15 protein-coding genes are annotated in these 19,331 nt (G+C 72.8%); all 15 read left to right on the forward strand.

Annotation, left to right across the window (positions count from 1 at the left end; all coding sequences use genetic code 11):
* The first annotated feature begins 215 nt into the window (after positions 1–215).
* The 15 genes from STRCI_RS21015 to STRCI_RS21085 all read left to right on the forward strand — a co-directional run bounded on the left by STRCI_RS21015 (position 216) and on the right by STRCI_RS21085 (position 19,330).
* On the forward strand, positions 216–1,586 hold the full coding sequence (locus tag STRCI_RS21015; RefSeq protein ID WP_269660493.1) for a class II 3-deoxy-7-phosphoheptulonate synthase: 1,371 nt from the start codon (positions 216–218) through the stop codon (positions 1,584–1,586).
* A gap of 177 nt (positions 1,587–1,763) precedes the next feature.
* A complete protein-coding gene (locus STRCI_RS21020) occupies positions 1,764–2,702 on the forward strand; it encodes a helix-turn-helix domain-containing protein (RefSeq protein WP_269660494.1) in 939 nt (312 codons plus the stop codon).
* Entirely contained in the window at positions 2,699–2,905 is a 207-nt protein-coding gene (locus STRCI_RS21025; RefSeq protein WP_269660495.1) for a hypothetical protein, read from the forward strand. The genes STRCI_RS21020 and STRCI_RS21025 overlap by 4 nt, the downstream gene beginning before the upstream one ends.
* The gene (locus tag STRCI_RS21030) at positions 2,902–4,842 is read left to right on the forward strand and encodes an AfsR/SARP family transcriptional regulator (RefSeq protein WP_269660496.1); all 1,941 of its coding nucleotides are present in this window, start codon (positions 2,902–2,904) and stop codon (positions 4,840–4,842) included. Before STRCI_RS21025 ends, STRCI_RS21030 begins: the two co-directional genes overlap by 4 nt.
* Before the next feature lie 166 nt (positions 4,843–5,008).
* The gene (locus STRCI_RS21035; protein WP_269660497.1) at positions 5,009–5,905 is read left to right on the forward strand and encodes an alpha/beta fold hydrolase; all 897 of its coding nucleotides are present in this window, start codon (positions 5,009–5,011) and stop codon (positions 5,903–5,905) included.
* Between the two features lie 166 nt (positions 5,906–6,071).
* Complete coding sequence (locus STRCI_RS21040; RefSeq protein ID WP_269660498.1) at positions 6,072–7,217, forward strand: SDR family oxidoreductase; 1,146 nt, start codon at positions 6,072–6,074, stop codon at positions 7,215–7,217.
* A gap of 140 nt (positions 7,218–7,357) precedes the next feature.
* Positions 7,358–7,639, forward strand: coding sequence for a phosphopantetheine-binding protein (locus STRCI_RS21045; RefSeq protein ID WP_015659158.1), 282 nt, complete (start codon positions 7,358–7,360; stop codon positions 7,637–7,639).
* Entirely contained in the window at positions 7,639–9,204 is a 1,566-nt protein-coding gene (locus tag STRCI_RS21050) for a class I adenylate-forming enzyme family protein (protein ID WP_269660499.1), read from the forward strand. Before STRCI_RS21045 ends, STRCI_RS21050 begins: the two co-directional genes overlap by 1 nt.
* A complete protein-coding gene (locus STRCI_RS21055) occupies positions 9,201–10,199 on the forward strand; it encodes a transglutaminase-like domain-containing protein (protein WP_269660500.1) in 999 nt (332 codons plus the stop codon). The genes STRCI_RS21050 and STRCI_RS21055 overlap by 4 nt, the downstream gene beginning before the upstream one ends.
* Before the next feature lie 66 nt (positions 10,200–10,265).
* Positions 10,266–12,518: an MMPL family transporter gene (locus tag STRCI_RS21060; RefSeq protein WP_269660501.1), complete on the forward strand. Its 2,253-nt coding sequence runs from the start codon at positions 10,266–10,268 to the stop codon at positions 12,516–12,518.
* A gap of 83 nt (positions 12,519–12,601) precedes the next feature.
* Positions 12,602–12,859, forward strand: a complete 258-nt coding sequence (locus tag STRCI_RS21065) for a phosphopantetheine-binding protein (RefSeq protein ID WP_269660502.1) — start codon at positions 12,602–12,604, stop codon at positions 12,857–12,859.
* Between the two features lie 5 nt (positions 12,860–12,864).
* Positions 12,865–14,406 (forward strand): class I adenylate-forming enzyme family protein, encoded by a 1,542-nt coding sequence (locus STRCI_RS21070; RefSeq protein ID WP_269660503.1) that lies wholly within the window; start codon positions 12,865–12,867, stop codon positions 14,404–14,406.
* Positions 14,403–16,013 (forward strand): FAD-dependent monooxygenase, encoded by a 1,611-nt coding sequence (locus STRCI_RS21075; protein ID WP_269660504.1) that lies wholly within the window; start codon positions 14,403–14,405, stop codon positions 16,011–16,013. The genes STRCI_RS21070 and STRCI_RS21075 overlap by 4 nt, the downstream gene beginning before the upstream one ends.
* A gap of 315 nt (positions 16,014–16,328) precedes the next feature.
* The gene (locus STRCI_RS21080; protein WP_269660505.1) at positions 16,329–18,542 is read left to right on the forward strand and encodes an anthranilate synthase component I; all 2,214 of its coding nucleotides are present in this window, start codon (positions 16,329–16,331) and stop codon (positions 18,540–18,542) included.
* Positions 18,539–19,330: a 4'-phosphopantetheinyl transferase family protein gene (locus tag STRCI_RS21085; protein ID WP_269660506.1), complete on the forward strand. Its 792-nt coding sequence runs from the start codon at positions 18,539–18,541 to the stop codon at positions 19,328–19,330. Before STRCI_RS21080 ends, STRCI_RS21085 begins: the two co-directional genes overlap by 4 nt.
* Position 19,331 lies beyond the last annotated feature (1 nt).

Raw genomic sequence — 19,331 nt, forward strand, 5'->3', positions numbered from 1 at the left:
TCGCCCCGAAGTCGCGGCCCTCCCGTCGGCCGGCGCCCTCCTCGTACATCCCCCGGCGAGGAGCGCCCCGGCGTCGGGAGGGCCGATCCGTACCCCAGGGCCCGCGTCCGCGGCGCGGTGGCGCCCGGACCCCGCGGCCAACCCCTTCGCACACCCACCCGACACCGTCCCCGGACAAGAGTGAGGCTCAGCTCAACATGAATGCTGATCAGCGCATGACGGACGTGGATTCCTGGCGCCTGCTTCCTGCCGCCCAGCAGCCCGACTGGCCCGACCCGGACGCCCTCAAGGGAGTCCTGGAGGAACTGGCGTCCTACCCGCCGCTAGTGTTCGCCGGGGAGTGCGACCAGCTGCGCGAGCGCATCGCCCGCGTGGCCAAGGGCGAGGCCTTCCTGCTCCAGGGCGGCGACTGCGCCGAGACCTTCGACGCGATCACCGCCGACCAGGTGCGGGACAAGGTCAAGACGCTGCTGCAGATGGGCGCCGTACTGACCTACGCCACCTCGGTCCCGGTCGTGAAGATCGGCAGGATCGCCGGACAGTACTCCAAGCCGCGCTCCCGCCCCATCGAGGTCCGCGGCGATCTCACGCTCCCCGTCTACCGCGGCGACGCCGTCAACGGCCAGGAGTTCACCGCCGAGGCCCGCCGCCCGGACCCGGAACGCCTGAAACGGATGTACCACGCCTCCGCCTCCACCCTGAACCTCATCCGAGCCTTCGTGACCGGCGGTTACGGCGATCTGCGGCAGGTCCACGAGTGGAACCGGGACTTCGTCAACAACTCCCCCATCGGCGCCCGTTACGAGGCCCTGGCCCGGGACATCGACCGCGCCCTGACCTTCCTCGCCGCCTGCGGCGCCGACCCCGGCGAGTTCCACCTCGCCGAGTTCTACTCCAGCCACGAGGCGCTGCTGCTCGACTACGAGGCCGCGCTCACCCGTACCGACTCCCGCACCGGCCACGCCTACGACGTCTCCGGGCACATGGTGTGGATCGGTGAGCGCACCCGCCAACTCGACCACGCGCACGTGGAGTTCGCCGCGTCCGTGCGCAACCCCGTCGCGGTCAAGCTCGGTCCGTCCGTCACCCGTGACGAGGTGCTCGCGCTGATCGACCGGCTCGACCCCGCCCGCGAGGCGGGCCGGCTGTCGTTCATCACGCGCATGGGCCGGGACAAGGTGCGCGACGTGCTGCCCTCGCTCATCGAGATCGCCGCCGAGGCCGAGGCCCCCATCGCCTGGATCTGCGACCCGATGCACGGCAACACCTTCGAGGCCGCCAGCGGCCACAAGACCCGGCACTTCGACGACGTACTGGACGAGGTGACCGGCTTCTTCGAGGCGCACCGCGGGCTCGGCAGCCACCCCGGCGGCATCCACATCGAGCTCACCGGCGACGACGTGACCGAGTGCGTGGGCGGTGGGCACCCGATCGGCCTGACGGACCTGCACCGGCGCTACCAGACCGCCTGCGACCCCCGGCTCAACCGCTACCAGGCGCTCGATCTCGCCTTCCAGGTCGCGGAGTTGTACGCCGACCGCGCGGTGCCGGCCATCCCCCGCCCGCGTATCGCACAGGCGGCCTGACCAGCGCATCTGTTCTGAACTCCGGCAGTGAGGCCGGGCTGACGGCGGCCCGGCCTCATCGGTGTGTGCTCCACGTCATCCATCGAAACTCTCGATCGAAGTAGAAAACCCGCATGCGGGTATGTTTCCCTGGTGGTGCTTCATCGAGAGCTCCGACATCGAGACAGGGGGTACGCGATGCAACGTGTCAGTGAGGTGAAGCCCCGTCAGGTACGCAGGTGCACCGCCGATCCGCCACCCGCGGAACGCGGTGGCCTCCAGATCGTCAGGAGCCACCAGGAGATCCTCGAAGGGACCACGGCCCGGCACCACTTCGGTGAGGTCACCGTCTCGCTCGTCCAGGGCGGTCCCCGGGAGCTGGTCCGGCCGGGCCGGCTGATCGCCGACGACCGGCACGCCCGGCTGCGGATGTGCCGCCCGCTGGACGGCGAGGTCTGGGTCTTCCAGGACGGCCGGCACGGCGTCGTACGACCGCCGCAGCTGATCTCCTTCGATACCGGCCGCCCGTTCAAGGTGATCATGCCGGAGGAGTTCCGGATGGTCGACGTCATGGTGACGCACTCCCTGGTCGGCCTCACCGCCACCGACACCCAGCGGCTCACCGCCCGCGCCTGGAGCGGCGACCAGGGTGCCGCCGCCCTGCTGAGCAGCCTGCTCGACGGGCTCGGCCGGCACGGCGAGGAGGTGGAGACGGCCGTCGACCTGCTCGGCGGCAGCGTCGCCGGACTCACCGCGGTCCTGTTCGCCGAGCGGATGCGCGAGGTCGCGCCGGACACCGAGATCGCCCGCCAGGCGCTGATGCTCCGGATCCAGGCCCATGTGCGCGAACACCTCGCGGAGCCGGGCCTCAGCCCGATCGAGGTGGCCCGCAGCCACAACATCTCGCTGCGCTACCTCCAGAAGATCTTCCAGGAGTACGGCGTCAGCCCCGCCCGCTGGATCCGCGCCGAGCGGCTCGCCCGCTGCCGTACGGAACTGGCCGACCCCTCCCTCGACCACCTGCCCGTGGCGCTGATCGGCGAGCGGGCCGGCCTGTACGGCGCGTCCCACTTCAGCCGCCTCTTCCGCGGCCGGTACGGAGTCACCCCCAGCGAGTTCCGGAAGGAACGCCGATGAGCGCGAACACGAGCGCCGCCCCGACGGCGGCCTACGGAACGGTCGAGCACTTCCTCGGCCTGCTGCTGCCCGGCGGACTGCCGCCGGAGGACTCCTGCCCCGGCCGGCTGGTCTCCGCCCGGACGGTGACCCACCAGAACCCGGCGCCGCGCGCGGCCGGACGGGAGCGGGGCAAGGCCCCCGGCCGCAGGAGGAAGACATGACCGCGACCGCCACCGGCCTGCCCGGCCTGCGCGTCAAGGTGCTCGGCCCGCTGGAGATCCACGTGGGCGGCGAGCCCCGTACCCTCACCGCCCCGATGGCGCGGCGGGCCATGGCCGTACTGCTGCTGGACGCCAACCACCTGGTGTCCACGCAGGCGCTCATGGCGGAGCTGTGGGACGAGGAGCCGCCGCGGCTCGCCCGCAAGACCGTGCAGACCTACATCTACCAACTGCGCCAGGCGCTCAAGTCCCCCGGCGGTGAGGAGCGGCTGGAGACCGGGCCGGGCGGATACCGCCTGACGGCCGGTCAAGGAGAGCTGGACCTCTGGGAGTTCGAGCAGCGGGTGACCAGAGCGCGGGCCGCACTCGCCGCCGGGGCGCCCGAGGACGCCGCCCGGCTGTTGCGCGAGGGGCTCGCGCTGTGGCGCGGGGAGCCGTTCGCCGGTCTTGAGGCCGGTCCGCTGCTCACCGCGCGGATCGCGCAGATCGGCGAGGCCCGGCTCGGCGCGCTGGAGCTGCGGATCGAGGCCGATCTGCAACTGGGCCGCCACCAGGCGCTGGTGGCGGAGTTGCGCCGGCTCACCGTGGACCACCCGATCGACGAGCGGTTCACCGCCCAGCTGATGATCGCAGCCCACCGGTCGGGGCAGCGCAGCACCGCCCTCGACGCCTATCTGCGGCTGCGCCGGCGGCTCGTGGACGAGCTCGGCATCGAGCCCTCCGAGCGGCTGCGCAAGCTCCAGCAGGACATCCTGCGCGAGGTTCTGCCCCCCGCCGCCAAGCCCGAGCAGCCGGTCGTACGGCGTCCCGCGCCCCCGGCGCCTGCGCCACTCAAGCGTGTCGCCCCCGCCGTGGACCAACTGCCGCTGGAGACCCCCGACTTCGTCGGGCGCGAGCGGGAACTGGACCGCGTCGACGAGCCCGGTGCCCCGGTCGTCACCCTGCTCGGACCGGCCGGTGTCGGCAAGACCGCGCTCGCCGTACGGGCCGCCCGCGCGATGGCCGGACGGTTCCCCGACGGGCTGCTGTACGCCTCCCTGCACGACGCGTCCGACCGGCCCCGCTCCCCGGAGGCCGTGCTGCGGTCGCTGCTGGACGGGCTCGGCATCGGCCGCCCGCGGCAGCCCGAGGACACCGAGTCGCTCGCCGCGCTGTTCCGGGCCGCCGCCCGGGAACGCTCGCTGCTCGTGCTCCTCGACGACGCGGCGGCCCCCGACCAGGTGCTCGCGCTGCTGCCCGGCGGCGACTCCTGCCTGACCCTGGTGACCTCCCGGGTCCGGCTGTCCCTGCCCGGCGCCCGGCGGCTGACCCTCGGCCCGCTCGGCGCCGAGGACGCGGCCGGCTTCTTCGTCCGCCTGGTCGGCGAGGAGCGGGTCACCGGGCACCGGCCGGCACTGCGGCACGTGGTCGGCAGGCTCGGCGGACACCCGCTGATGCTGCGGGCCGTGGGCGAGCTGTACGCGGCCCGGCCCATGTGGACGCTCAGCGATCTGGCCGCGGGACTGCTCGACGACGACCGGCTGGTCGCCGAACTCCAGGACGAGGCCTGCGCCGCGCCCGCCCGCGCGGACAGCGCGCTGGACCGGCTCGCGCCCTGGCTGCGCCGGTCGGTGTTCCTGCTCGCCGCGGCGGGCCCCGGGCCCTTCGGCACCGAACAGGTCAAGAAGGTGCTGGACCTCGACACCTGGAGCGCCCAGTCGGTGGTGGGGCGGCTGCTGGACCGGCATGTGCTGGTGCTCGCCGACGCGCCGCCGGGCGCTTCCGCCACGTTCCGGGTGCCGGAACTGATCCGGTTCGGTGTCCTCGCGCACGCGGCGGAGGGCGTGCGGGCGGCTCCGGCGGCGGAGCCGACACCCCTCGGCCCGCTGCCCGCCACGGGCTGCGGACGCCCCGCGCGGACGGCGCTGTCCGTGGTCCGGCAGGGCGGTGCGCGATGACCGCTTCCCGGCCTGTGCGACCGGCCTTCCGAAGGCCCCCGCGAACCCCCTGAAAAACCGCTCTGACCAGCACGTTTTCCCACCCTTGGACACGCCTTGGGCGGGTGTTGAACGGGTCGTCGGAGCCTGGACAACGGCGACGGAACGAACCATCCAAGGAGACCTCATGACGGACCAGCAGTTCGGCCAGCTCGATGTCCGCTACCTCAACCACTCCGCGCTCGCCCTGCCCGGCGGCGGGGAGCTGTACTACGAGGACAGCGGCGAAGGCCCGGCGGTGACCCTGCTGAACAACTTCTACATCGTCAGCCCGATCTGGCGGAACTTCACCACCGAACTGGCCGACGACTTCCGGCTCGTCCACTACGACCTGCGCAACCAGGGCGCCTCCAACCCGGGCCCCGAGCCGGTCAAGTTCATGGACCACGTCGAGGACGTGCGCCGCCTGCTGGACCACCTCGGCATCGAGAAGACCTACCTGGTCGGCACGTCCATATCCACCCTCATCGCCCGCGAGTTCGCGCTGAAGTACCCCGAGCGCGTGGCCGGCCTGGTCCTGGTGGGCCCGGCGTTCTCGCCCAACGGCACCCTGCGCCGCAAGCTGGTCAGCCGCTCCTGGCTGGCGAGCCTGGAGTCCGGCGGCACCCAGCAGCTGTTCGGCCACCTCTACCCGCTGGTCTTCCCGGACCAGATGATCCACGAGGGCGGCACCGCGGCCTACCTGGCGCTCAAGGACAACTTCCTGTCCCTGCTCTCCGTCGGCTCCATCCGCGAGAACCTCCTCGCCTCCCTGGAGATCGAGGACGACCCCGAGGAGCTCGCCCGCCTCGCCGCCCCGACGCTGATCATCAACGGCGACGGCGACTTCGCCTGGAGTCAGTCCGTCATCGAGGACGCCCTCGACCGCATCCCGGACAGCAAGGCGATCACCCTCCCGCGCGCGGGTCACGTGCCCTTCTTCGACGACCCGCAGGGCTTCCAGACGGCCGTCTCCGAGTTCGTACACGAGCTGGAGGCGCGCGGCGCCGCCGACACCGCCACCGCGGTCACCGGCGCCGCGTAGCGCGGGCGGCGGTACGGGAGGCGGCCGGGGCCCGGAGATCCCGGACCCGCCGGCCCCCCTCCGCGCCGCCCGCCCCGCACCGCCCAGCCCCCGCTTCCCGAAACCGCTGCACCACCGCAGCACCCCACCGACGCACACGACGTCCCGACGCTGGAGACAAGCACTCATGACAACACGTCTGTTGACCGGGGCCACCGGCTTCGTCGGCGGAGCCGTGGTCCTCGAACTCCTCGACAAGACCGACGACCCCGTCCTCGCACTGGTCCGCGGCAAGGACGACGCCGAGGCGACGCAGCGACTGCACGACACGCTCTCGGCGATGGCGGACGGCTACGGCCGCTCCGACCTGCACCCGGAGATCCTGCGTCGGACCCTGGCCGTGCACGGCGACATGACCGTCGACGGCTGCGGGGTCGACCCGACCGCGCTGCCGCCGGTCGACGAGGTCTGGCACTGCGCCGCCTCGCTGCGCTACGAGGAGGAGTACCGCACCGAGATCGAGGCGCAGAACGTCCAGGGCACCGCCAACGTCCTCGCCCTCGCCAAGTCGCTGGGCGCGGGCATCTTCAACTACGTCAGCACCGCCTATGTCGCGGGCTCCCGCACCGACCTGATCGCCGAGGGCCCGGTGACCGACCAGTCGGTGGCCAACAACTGCTACGAGCAGACCAAGATGCGGGCCGAGGCCCTCGTCGAGGAGGCCGCCGCCGACATGCGGATCCGCATCCTGCGGCCCACCGTCGTCATCGGGCACAGCGTCACCCGGCACGGGCTGAACTGGTCCGGCATGTACGGCTTCGCCCGGCAGGTGCTGGTCTTCAAGAAGACCGCCGCCCGCAAGCTCGGCACCTTCCTCTCGCACGCCCGGGTGCGGCTGCTCGCCGACCCCGACACGGTCATCAACATCGTCCCCGTCGACATCGTGGCCCGTAACGCGGTCGCCATCTCGCTGTCGGACTCCCCGGAGACGTACTTCCACCTCGGCAACTCCGCGGGGCCGAAGGTCCGCGACATCATCACCCAGATCTTCGAGCTGATCGGGCTGCGCGAGCCGCTGTGGGTGGACGACCGTGACGGGTTCACCGCGATCGACGAGGCCCTCGACGGCGGCATGAACTTCTACCGCTCCTACCTGCGCTACAACAAGCGCTTCGACCTCACCAACACCGCCGCGGTCTGCGGCGACGACGCCTCCTTCGCCCCCACCGGCGAGGAGGACATGGCCGAGTACCTCCTCTACTACCTGCGCACCCTGCGCGGCTTCCAGGAGAACACCGGCAACGAGCGGGTCGTGCACGAGATCGCCGCCTAGCGAGGACAGGTCGTAGGGCCTGCGCGGCGCCGTCGTGGCTGGTCGCGCAGTTCCCCGCGCCCCTTCCCGGCGCTGACCTTCCGTCCGAGACACAGAACCCCCGAGCCTGCGCCACCCCGCGGGCCGTCACTGGAGGAGATATGTACGACAGCACGACGGTCGCGGAGCACCTGCGCGGCCTGCTGGAGAACGCGGTCGGCGCTCCGCTGCCGCTGGACGACCCGGCGGCCCGTGCGGCGTCGCTGTGGAACCTGGGACTCACGTCGGCGGGCTTCATGCGGCTGCTCGCCGACGCCGAGGACGCCTTCGGCATCGAGTGGGACCTGGACGAGCCGACCGACGCGTTCTCGTCCTACGACGCGCTGCTCGCCCACGTCACCGCGCACCTGGAGCGCCGTGCGGCCAAGGCGGGGGGTGCGTGATGGCTCGCGTGAACCGCCGGCTCGCGCTGGCCACCGCCCCCGCCGAGGCCGCCCGCCGTCATGGCTCGGTGCCGATCCGCCTCGACCAGGCCCTCGACCTGTTCCCGCAGGCGGGCCGCACCTTCGACTACGCCACCTTCGCCGAGCTGGTCGAGGAGGCCGCCGCCCGGCTCGCCGGGGCCCGCATCGGCCACGGTCAGCGCGTCCTGATCGTCAAGCAGTCCAACTTCGACATCCCGCTGCTGGCCTTCGCCTGCGCCCGGGTCGGCGCCGTCCCGGTGCTGGTGCACTCGGCCGTCGGCTTCCAGGCGCTCGGCGTCATGACCGGGCGCGCCGCCCCGGCCGCCATCCTCACCGACGCCGCCACCGAGTCGGCCGGCGTGCTGGACTCCGTCGACGCGACGCTGCCGCGCTGGTACGTCGGTGAGCGCGGCGAGCACGGCCTGTCCCTGCAGGACGCCCCGCGCGGCGAGGTCCCGCCCGCCTCGGTGCCCCGCGAGGACACCCCGCAGCTGGTCACCCACAGCTCGGGCACGACCGGAGTGCCGAAGCTGGTGCTGCACTCCGTGCACAGCTTCGCCGGGCACGCCCGGCCGCAGATCACCATCGGCAAGGTGCTGCGGGTGCGCGACCCGTACCTGATGTGCCTGTCGCCGGTGCACGCCCGCTGCATGTCCGGGATGCTCGCCATCCTCGCGCTCGGCCTGCCGCTGGGCTTCCTCACCGACACCGGCCCGGAGAACGCGGCCGAACTCCTCGCCGCGGTCCGGCCGGGCGTGGTGGAGACCGTCCCCAACGCCTTCATCCGCTGGGAGGAGGTGGCCGAGCGGCAGCCCGAACTGTTCGCGCAGACGCGGCTGTTCGTCAGCTCCTTCGACGCCGCCCACCCGCGCACCATCCGCACCCTGCTGGGCGCCGCCAAGCCCGGCGCCCGCTACATGCAGGCGTACGGCCAGACCGAGACCGGACCCGTCACCGTCAAGTCGCACAAGCTCAAGAGCCGCTGCGACCACGGCCGTTGCGTCGGCCGGGGCGTCCTCGGCCACACCAGGATCCGGGTCCTCGACGACGAGGGCGACCGGGCCCCCAAGGGCGTACCCGGCCAGATCTTCGCCCGGTCCTCCGGAGTCACCCCCAGCTACCTCGGCTCCCCCGACCAGCGGGTCGACGGCTGGTGGGCGATGGGCGACTACGGCCTGGTCAGCGCCCGCGGCTGTCTGCACCTGTTCGACCGGATCGTGGACCGGGGCAGCGGCGTGGAGAGCCTGCTGGCGGCCGAGGACGACATCCTCGAAGCGCTGCCGCAGCTCACCGAGGCCGTGCTCATCCCGATGTCCGACGGCGGCCCCGCGATCCCGCTGGTGGTCACCCGCGGCGACGCCCCGCTGGACCTCGCCGCCTGGCGCGCCGCGGTCGCCGGACTGCCCGAGCTGGCCGAGCCGGTGCAGTGCCGCTGGGACGACATCCCGCACACCGCGACCTGGAAGGTCAAGCGCCTTGAGGTGGCCCGCCGGCTCGCCGCGGGCGATCTGCCGGTACTGGCCACGGCCGGGGAGGAACGATGACCACCGCGGCTCCGCGCCGGACCACCACGGCGGCGGAACTCTGGCGGAACTGGCTCCCGGCGGTGGAACGGCTCGTCCCGGTGCCCGCGGAGTTCCGGGTCGCCACGCTCGCCCACCAGGAGGCGGCCCGCGAACTCGCCATCGACGAGGGCGTCCTGGAGAACCTGGTCGGCGCCGGCTTCCCCGCCGAGGACACCCCCGACGGGCTGCGCTACGACTACCACGACGTGATGAACCTCGGGCTCCAGTCCGGCCTCGGCCGCTCCCTGGCCGAGCTGGGCGAACGCCAGTGCATGCGGCTGGCCGCCGGACAGCCCGAGAGCTGGCTGACCGAGCGGGTCACCCGGCTGAGGCTCACCGCCGCCTGCTCCGCCGCCGGCTGCACCAGCTGCGTCACCGTCCCGGCCCCGGCAGAGCCCGCCCCCAAGCTGTACGAGGGCCGGCTGACCGAGTGGGCGCGGGAGGAGGCCGGCTCGATGGTGGCCACCGTCACCACCCGCGGCCACCGGGACGCCCCGCGCACCGGTGCCGTCCGCCGGATCCACGACGATCTGCTCGACCGGCTGGTGTCCGGCGAGTACCAGTACGGCTGGGTGCCCGAGGCGCTGCGGGCCCGGCCCGCGGCCGCGATCGAACACCGCACCGTGGACTGTGTCGTGGCCGCCTGGCAGATGCAGCGGTGGGCCGAGGAGGCGGGCGTCCGCGCCCGTACCCGCCGGGGCTTCCTGCTCGGTCTGGTCGGGGTCGAGCACGCCTGGACCGAGGTGTTCGAGGAGGGCCGCTGGCTGCTCCTGGACCCGGTGCTGGGGTATCTCGGCTCCCGCCACCGGGCCACCCACCCAGAGTTCGCCGACTTCACCCGAGGTTCGGTGCACAACCGGCTCCTTGCCTGGGACCGGTCCGTCGACGAGTCGCTGGCCGACCACGACTGCGTGGCCGGCGGACACGTTCGCGTCGACTGTCGTCAAATCCCCGCCGCCCGTACCCCCGCCTGAGCGTACGGGCGGACACATCCCCCCATCGGGGCGACGCCCCGCCCCGTCTTTTCTGGAGGAATACCCATGTTCAACAAGCTGGCCGCGCTGGCGACCGGCCGCCGAAAGCTGGTGCTCTGGCTGGGACTGCTGTTCTGCGTCGTGGCCGGAGGACTGGGCGGCGCGGTCAACAGCAAGCTGTCCTCCGGTGGTTACGAGGTGCCCGACGCACCGTCGACGCAGGCGAACGCGATCCTCAGCGAGGAGTTCGGCACCGGTGAGCCCAATCTCGTGCTGCTGGTGAAGACGCCGAAGGGAGTCGACGACCCGGACACCGCGGCCAAGGGCGCCGAGCTGACCGAGAAGCTCGGCGCCGAGGACGGCGTCCAGGAGGCCGCCTCGTACTGGACCCTGGACAAGGCGCCCAGCTTGCGCGCCGAGAAGTCCGACTCCGCCCTCGTCCTCGCCCATCTTGAGGGCAACGAGGATGAGGTCGACGACTATCTCGCGAAGCTCCGCCCGCACTACGAGGAGGGCTTCGAGGGCCTCCAGATCCAGTTCGGCGGCCGCGCCGAGGCCTACGCGGAGATGAACGAGCAGACCCAGGAGGACCTGGCGCTCGCCGAGACCCTGGTGCTGCCGCTCACCCTGATCCTGCTGGTCTTCATCTTCCGCGGGGTCATCGCGGCCCTGCTGCCGCTGGCCGTCGGCATCGTCGCCATCATCGGCGCGCTCGGAGTGCTCAGGGTGCTGGTGGAGCTGACCGATGTGTCGGTCTTCGCGATGAACCTCACCACCGGCCTCGGACTCGGCCTCGGCATCGACTACAGCCTCTTCGTGGTCAGCAGGTACCGCGAGGAACTGAGCAAGGGCGTCGCGGTCAACGACGCCATCGCCACCAGCCTGCGCACCGCCGGCCGTACCGTCCTGTACTCGGCCATCACCGTGGCCCTGTCGCTGTCCGCGCTGCTGCTGTTCCCGATGTACTTCCTGCGCTCCTTCGCCTACGCCGGTATCGCGGTCGTCGCCTTCGCGGTGGTCGCGGCCCTGGTGCTGCTGCCCGCGCTGCTCGCGGTCATCGGCACCCGGATCAACAAGTGGTCCTGGAACCGCAAGAAGGCCGAGAAGTCGGTGGAGAGCGGCTTCTGGCACCGGCTCGCCACGCTGGTGATGCGCCGCCCGCTGCCGCTGGCCACCGGTGTCATCGTGATCCTGCTCTTCCTCGGCTCACCGTTCCTCGGCATCAAGCTCAACCTCGCCGACGAGCGCACGCTGCCCTCGGACGCCGAGGCGCACCAGGTGGGCACGGTCCTCATCGAGGACTACTCGGCCCGCGAGATGGAACCGCTCATGGTCGTCGCCGAGGACGCCGGAGGCGCGGGCGACCTGGAATCCAAGGTCGCGGCCTACGCCGAGACCCTGTCCGAGCTCGACAACGTCGCTCGCGTGGACGCCCTGACCGGCTCCTACACGGACGGCAAGCAGATCGCCCCGGCCGGCGCGATCAACGAGCGCTACGAGAAGGGCGAGGGCACCTGGCTCTCGGTGATCCCGGAGGTCGGCTCCTACACCGACGAGGGCCAGGACCTGGTCGTCGACGTGCGGGACGCGAAGGCGCCGTTCGAGGACGTGAAGGTCGCGGGTACCGCCGCCTCCTTCAAGGACACGATGACCTCGCTGACCGACCGGATGCCGTGGGCACTGCTGCTGATCGCCGTCTCCACGTTCGTGCTGCTGTTCCTGATGACGGGCAGCGTGCTGATGCCGGTGAAGGCGTTCGTGCTCAACCTGCTGAGCCTCACCGCCACCTTCGGCGCCATGGTCTGGGTCTTCCAGGACGGCAACCTGATGTGGCTGACCGGCGACTTCACCGTCACCGGCGGCATCGTCGCGACGACCCCGATCATGATGTTCTGCGTGGCCTTCGGGCTCTCCATGGACTACGAGGTGTTCCTGCTCTCGCGGATCAAGGAGGAGTACGACCGGGGCGGTGACAACACCCGGGCCGTGGCCCTGGGCCTCCAGCGCACGGGTGGTCTGGTGACCGCGGCCGCCGCGCTGATCGCCCTGGTCTTCGCCTCCTTCCTGGTCTCCGGCATCACCTATATGAAGCTGCTGGGCCTCGGTCTGGCGCTGGCGGTCCTGATGGACGCCACGCTGGTGCGGGGCATCCTCGTGCCGGCGTTCATGCGGATGGCCGGCCGCTACAACTGGTGGGCGCCGCGCCCGCTGACCCGGATCTACGAGCGGTTCGGGCTGAGCGAGGGCGAGGACGACGCCCCCTCCGGCGGCAAGACCGTGAACACCCCGGGGCGCGAGCCCGCGGACGTCGGTCGCTGACGCACCCCGACTCCGGCGGGGCCCATGGCCACCCGGGCCCCGCCGGGCCTTCTTCCCACCCCACTACTTCGAGGGGAACTCCCATGTCCGACCAGCTCACCCCGGGCCACGCGCTCCTGCTGGAGTTCGTCGATCTGCCCGAACTGCTCGACGGCATCGGCCGTGACGACGATCTGACGACGGCCGGGCTGAACTCCGGCGACCTGATCCGGCTCGCCCTCGCCATCGAGGAGCAGACCGGCAACCCGCTCGACGACGACGAGCTGACCGCGCTGCACACCGTCGCCGGCATCGACCAGGTGCTGACCGCGCGCGCCGCGTCCGTGAGCGAGGCCCGCTGATGTGGATGGCCCACTTCGTCCGGCGGCACGCCGGACAGCGCCCCGACGCACTCGCCCTCGCCGACGAGCGGCTCTCGCTCACCTGGCGTGAACTCGACGAACGTACCGACGCGTTGGCCGCCGCGCTGATCGACCGCGGGATCGGCCCCGGTGAGCGGCTCGTCGTCAGCTCGCCCAACCGGGTCGAGGTGCTGGAGCTGTACATCGCGGCCGGCAAGGCCGGAGCGATCGTCTGCCCCGTCAACCACTCCTTCCCGGCCCCTGAGGTCGAACACGTCGTCTCCAACTCCGCGCCGCGCGGTGTGATCGCCGAGCAGGGCGTGCTGGACCGGCTCGGGGACGCCTTCGGCGACAGCTGGAAGCTGGCCCTGGACAGTGCCGCCTACGAGGAGATGCTCGCCACTCCGCGCCGGGCGCTGCCGCTGCCGCAGATGGACGACCTGTTCGCGATCCTGCACACCTCGGCCACCACCGGCCGGGCCAAGGGCGTCGCCGTCACCCACCGCTCGGTGTCCGCCTGTTACACCGCGCTGGCCGCCGAGGCCCGGTTCACCGCGGACGACGTGATGCTCAACCCGTGCCCGCTGTTCCACGGCTCCATGGTGATCGGCCTGGCCCTGCTCGCGGCGGGCGGAACCCTCGTCCTCCAGCGGGAGTTCGCCCCGCAGCGCTTCCTCGCCGAGGCCGAGCAGCGCGGCGCCACCCGCGCCTTCCTGGTGCCGTCGATGGTCCGCTTCGCGATGCGCACCAAGGCGTTCGACTCCACCGACCTGTCCACCCTCGTCGACGTCATGTTCGGCGGCGCCCCCATGTCGGAGGAGCTGCTGCGCGAGTCCCTGGAGCGCTTCCCCTGCCCGTTCCGCGGGATCTACGGCATCACCGAGGGCGGCGGCCCGATCGCCACCGTGCTGTTCGGCGGGGCCGAGGACCACGGCGCCGACGCCGCGGCCCGGGAGCTCCGGCTGCGCTCGGCCGGGCGGATGCTGCCCGGCTGCCACATCGAGGTCCAGGACAAGGAGGGCGGCGCGCTGCCCCCGGGCGAGATCGGCGAGGTCTGCGTCCGCGGCGACGGTCTGATGCGCGGCTACTGGCGCAACCCGGCCGCCACCGAGTCCACCCTGCGCGACGGCTGGCTGCGCACCGGTGACCTCGGCTACTCCGACGCCGACGGCTATCTGTACCTGGTCGACCGCATCAACGACGTGCTCATCCGCGGCGGGCAGAACGTCTACCCGGCCGAGATCGAGCGGGTCCTGGGCGCCCAGCGCGGTGTCGCCGACGCGGCGGTCGTGGGCGCCCCCTCGGAGGAGTGGGGCGAGGTCCCCGTCGCGTTCGTGGTCGCCGAGGGCGAAGAGGTGTCCGCCGCCGGGCTGCTGAAGGCCTGCGCCAGTGAACTGGCCAGCTACAAGCGGCCGGTGCGCATCGAGTTCGTGTCCGAGATCCCGCGCAGCGCGGCCGGCAAGATCCTGCGCCGCAAGCTGCGGGAGCGATTCGCCGACGGGATGCCGGGCGCTGCCCCGGTGCCGCCCGGCGAGCGGGGAGCGTGAGCGCGGTGCGAGTCGCCTGCATAGGCGCGGGGCCCGGCGGTCTGATGCTGGCCCTGCTGCTGCGCCGCCTCGGCGGCCACGAGGTCGATGTCTTCGAACGCAGCCCCGCCGGCGCCACGTACGGCTTCGGTGTCGTCTTCTCCCGCTTCAGCCTGGCCCGGCTGCGCCGCGCCGCCCCCGACGCGGTCGCCGCCCTGCTGGACCGCGGCGCCCGCTGGGACGACGTGGAGGTGTGCCGGGACGGTGAGCGGATCCGCTCCTCCGGCCACGGCTTCGCCGCGGTCGAGCGGCGCACCCTGCTCACCGCGCTGACCGAACTGGCCGAACAGGCGGGCGCCCGGCTGCACTTCGGCACCGAGGCGGACGCGGCCGACCTGCTGGGGCGGTACGACGTGGTCGTGGCCGCGGACGGTGCCGGCAGCCGCACCCGGACCGCGTACGCCGGGGAGTTCGGGGCCGACGTCGCCCCCGGCTCCGGCCGGTACGCCTGGTTCGCGGTGGACCGTGCCTTCGACGCGATGACGTTCCTCTTCGCGGACAGTGAGTACGGCCCGGTCGGCGCCCATGTGTACCCGTACGCGCCGGACCGCTCGACGTTCCTGGTCGAGCTGGGCGAGGAGGCGTGGCAGCGGTCCGGTTTCACCGAGGGCAGCAGCAGGCCGCCCGGCTGGAACGACGAGCAGGCCATGGAGTTCTGCGCCGAGGTGTTCGCCGAGCATCTGCGCGGGGCGAAGCTGCTCGGCAACGGGTCGCGCTGGCTGATGTTCCCGAAGATCTCCAGTGCCCGCTGGTCCACCGGCCGCCTGGTGGGTCTCGGCGACGCCGTCCACACCGCGCACTTCTCCGTCGGCTCGGGCACCACCATGGCCCTGGAGGACGCGGTCGAACTGGCCCGTCGGCTCGCCGAGCACCAGGACGGCGACGATCTCGACGCGACGCTCGCCGCGTACGAGGCGACCCGCCGGCCGATCGTGGAGTCGGTCCAGCAGGCCGCCTGGGCGAGCCAGCGGATGTGGTCCCACGCCGAGGAGCACCGGTCCCTGGACCCGGCCACCCTGATGCTCCGCCTGCTGACCCGCACCGGCCAGTCCTCGGCGGATGTGCTGCTGCGGCTCGATCCCCAGCTCGCGAAGATCGGCGACGGGGTGACGGCCCTTCCCGAGGGCCCGGTCCCCACGCTGGTCGAGCCGGCCGAGCGGCCTGGCACCGCGGTGCTCCTCGGTCACGACAGCACGGTGCTGGTCACGACGGACGCCGACGCCACGGCCGTACGAGAAGCCGGTGAGCGGTTGCGGGCGCTGCGGCTCGAACAGCCCGACGCCGCCCTCGGGTTGCTGGTCCGGGCACCGGCGCCCGCGGAGGAGCCGGTGGCCCGTGCGGTCGACTCGGTCGCCGCGCTCGCCGCCGCCGTACCCCTCGATGTCGTCGCCGTCGCTCCCGGCACGGAACTCCCCGCCGCCGACCGCACCGCCCGCTCGGCCCTCGCCGAACGCCTGACGGCAACCGGCACACGCACCGCCTACGTGTGCCGCCCGAACGAACTGAGCCAGGGCTGGACCCACGTCCGCTCAGGCCGCGCCGCAGTGGTCTGGACGACGGAAGCCTGACGGGCCGCTCACCGGCCCGGCCGGAGACCGACCACACCGCCCAACCGCCCCCGCCCGCTTGACGCGCTGCTTGTCCCGCCCCCTCCGCCGTAGTTGCGGGCAGTCGTGCCGCAGGGCGGCACGGGTGGGCGCAGCGGCAACCCCGACGCCGGGTCACACCGCACCCACGGCCACCCAGGCGCCGGTAAGCCCCCCTCCCACGACAGCACCGGCGCCCGATCCCACGTAACCACCGGCGCCCGACCCCGCGACCCCGCCGCGGGCCGAATGCTCCCAGCCCCGGACACCACCGGGTTCGAGAAAGGAATTTGGGGGATGCCCCAGCTGGAAACCTCCCGGCCGCGTACCGGTCGGGCAGCCCCGTCCGGGCGGTGGACCACGCCCGTCGGCGTCGAGGTCGTCCGCACCACCGAGCTCCTCGGCTCCGCCGCCGGCCTGCGCACCGCTCTGGAGGACACCCTCGACGAGCGCCGCGGCATGCTGCTGTTCCGCGGTCCCGACCGGATCATCGGCTACACCGACCCGCCGGTCGAGATCACCGCGACCGGCCAGGAGATACGGGCCACCGCGCTCAACGCGCGCGGCCGAGTCCTGCTCCCCGCCCTGCTCGCGCTGTTCTCCCGGGCGATCGGCCCCGGCGGCCGCGCCGAGGCCGACGGTGACACCCTGCGCGTGCGCGGCGGCGTCCCGGACGGGACCTTCGCCGAGGAGGACCGCACCCGCCAGGTCGGCGTCTTCGCGGCCATCCGGTCCGTCGTCGAGGGGCTCGCCCTGCCCGACGACCACCTCCTCGGCCTCTACGGCGCCTTCGGCTACGACCTGATCTTCCAGGTCGACCCCGTGACGCTCGGCCAGCGGCGGGACCCCGAGGACCGGGACATGGTGCTGCATCTGCCGGACACCGTCTACGAACTCGACCTCAAGGCCGACGAGGCGATCCGGCACGACTACGAGTTCCGCGTCGGCGCCTCCCGCACCGACGGCCTGGACCGCGCCACTCCGGCCCGCCCCTTCGTGCCCGCCGCCGAGGCCCCCGAGCGGGACCACGCGCCCGGCGAGTACGCCCGGGTCGTCGAGCGGGCCCGTCCGCTCTTCCGCTCCGGCGACCTGTTCGAGGTCGTGCCCAGCCAGTCCTTCCACCGGGTCGTCCGGCGCCCCCCGTCCCGGCTCTTCCGCACCCTGCGCGAGCGCAACCCCGCCCCGCACAGCCTGCTGATGAACCTCGCCCAGGACGAGTACCTGGTCGGCGCCTCACCGGAGATGTTCGTCCGGGTCACCCCGCGCGGCGCGGCCGGCGCCCTGGTGGAGACCTCCCCGATCAGCGGCACCATCGCCCGCGGCCGGGACGCCCTGGAGGACGCCGAGCGGATCCGCACGCTGCTCAACTCCGCCAAGGACGAGCACGAGTTGACGATGTGCACGGACGTCGACCGCAACGACAAGTCCCGGGTCTGCCTGCCCGGCACCGTCCAGGTCACCGCCCGCCGCCGGATCGAGAAGTACTCCACTCTCATCCACACCGTCGACCGTGTTGAGGGCGTCCTGCGCCCCGACCGGGACGCGCTCGACGCCTTCCTCGCCCACCTGTGGGCGGTCACCGTCACCGGGGCGCCCAAGCTCTCCGCGATCGAGTTCATAGAACGGCACGAGCGCTCCCCGCGCCGCTGGTACGGGGGAGCGGTGGGCCGGATCGGCTTCGACGGCGGCCTGGACACCGTCCTGACGCTGCGCACCATCCACCTCCACGACGGCGTGGCCACGGTCCGGGCCGGCGCCACCCTGCTGCACGACTCCTCGCCCGAGGACGAGGAGCTGGAGACCGAGCTGAAGGCGAAGGCCCTGCTCGGGGTCCTGGACGAGCCCGCCACGGTCGTACGTGCGGCTCGGCTCCGCGTCGACGAGGGGCCGGGCGCCGGACGCCGGATCCTGCTCGTCGACCACCGTGACTCCTTCGTGCACTGCCTCGCCGGGTATCTGCGCGAGACCGGAGCCGAGGTCGGGACGTACCGCAGCGGCGGCCATCTGCCCCTGCTCGCCGAGCAGCGCCCCGACCTGGTGGTGCTCTCGCCCGGACCCGGCACGCCGTCCGACTTCGGCACCGCGGCCACGCTCGCCGAGGCCGAGCGGCTCGGCATCCCCGTCTTCGGCGTCTGCCTCGGCCTCCAGGGCATCGTCGAGTACCTCGGCGGCACCCTCGGCGTGCTGCCCGAGCCGGTGCACGGCAAGCCCTCCCGGGTCCGCCGCACCGAGGCCGACTCGATGCTGCTGGACGGACTGCCCAAGAGCTTCACCGTGGGCCGCTACCACTCCCTCTACGCCGACCCGGCCACCCTGCCCGACTCCCTGCGGGTCACGGCGGCCACCGAGGACGGGCGGGTCGCGATGGCCGTCGAGGCGCCCCGGCACCAGTTCGCCGCGGTCCAGTTCCACCCCGAGTCGATCATGACGTTCGCCGGGCACACCGGCCGGCAGGTCGTGCACAACGCGGTCGCGCACCTGACCCGTACCCCGATCGGAGCCCTGCGGTGAGCGCCGTGCTCCCGGCCCCGGTGTCGGTGTCGGCGAGCGGTGACCCCGAGCCCGTCGACCTGGCCGCCGTGACGGCCCTGTTCGAGCCGCGCGTGATCGCGGCGCAGGCGCACACCGGCGAACTGGACTTCGCCCAACTGCCCGAGCCCACCCGGCGGTTGCTGCGCGGCTACACCGCGCCGCTGCGCCGCGAGACGTTCACCGCGGGCCGGCTGGCCGCGGCCCGCGCCACCGCCGCGCTGACCGGGATGCCCCGGTGGCTGAGCGCGGACGCCCGCGGGGCGCCGAGCTGGCCGTACGGAGTGGCCGGTTCGCTCAGTCACACCAACCGGGTCGCCCTGTGCGTGACCGGGCCCGCCGACGGCGTCGGGCTCGGCATCGACATCGAACCCCTGGAGACGGGCCCGGAGTTGCTCTCCGCCCTGCACTACGTGTGCACCCCCGAGGAGAGCGAGCGGCTGCGCGACGTGCCCGACCCGGCCCGTGCCGTGCTCCGGCTGTTCTGCGTCAAGGAGGCCCTGTACAAGGCGCTGCCGCCGGACACCCAGGACGGCGTCTCCTTCCAGTCCGTCGACCTGGAGTGGGAGGAGCCGCCGGCCGGGCGGGACCCGGGCGAGCCGGTCCTGCTGCGCGTGGCGCGCGGCCCGGCGCCCGGCACCGAGGGCCGCTGCGCCGTCCTCGGCAGCCGGATGATCGCGGCGGTCGCCGTGTCCTGGCCGCGCCGCTCCCGCTCCTGTACCCGCCCCGATCCCCGCCTCGATCCCCCTATCCAGCAGGACGGACTGTAGA

This window comes from Streptomyces cinnabarinus (assembly GCF_027270315.1).
GTDB classification, from domain to species: domain Bacteria; phylum Actinomycetota; class Actinomycetes; order Streptomycetales; family Streptomycetaceae; genus Streptomyces; species Streptomyces cinnabarinus.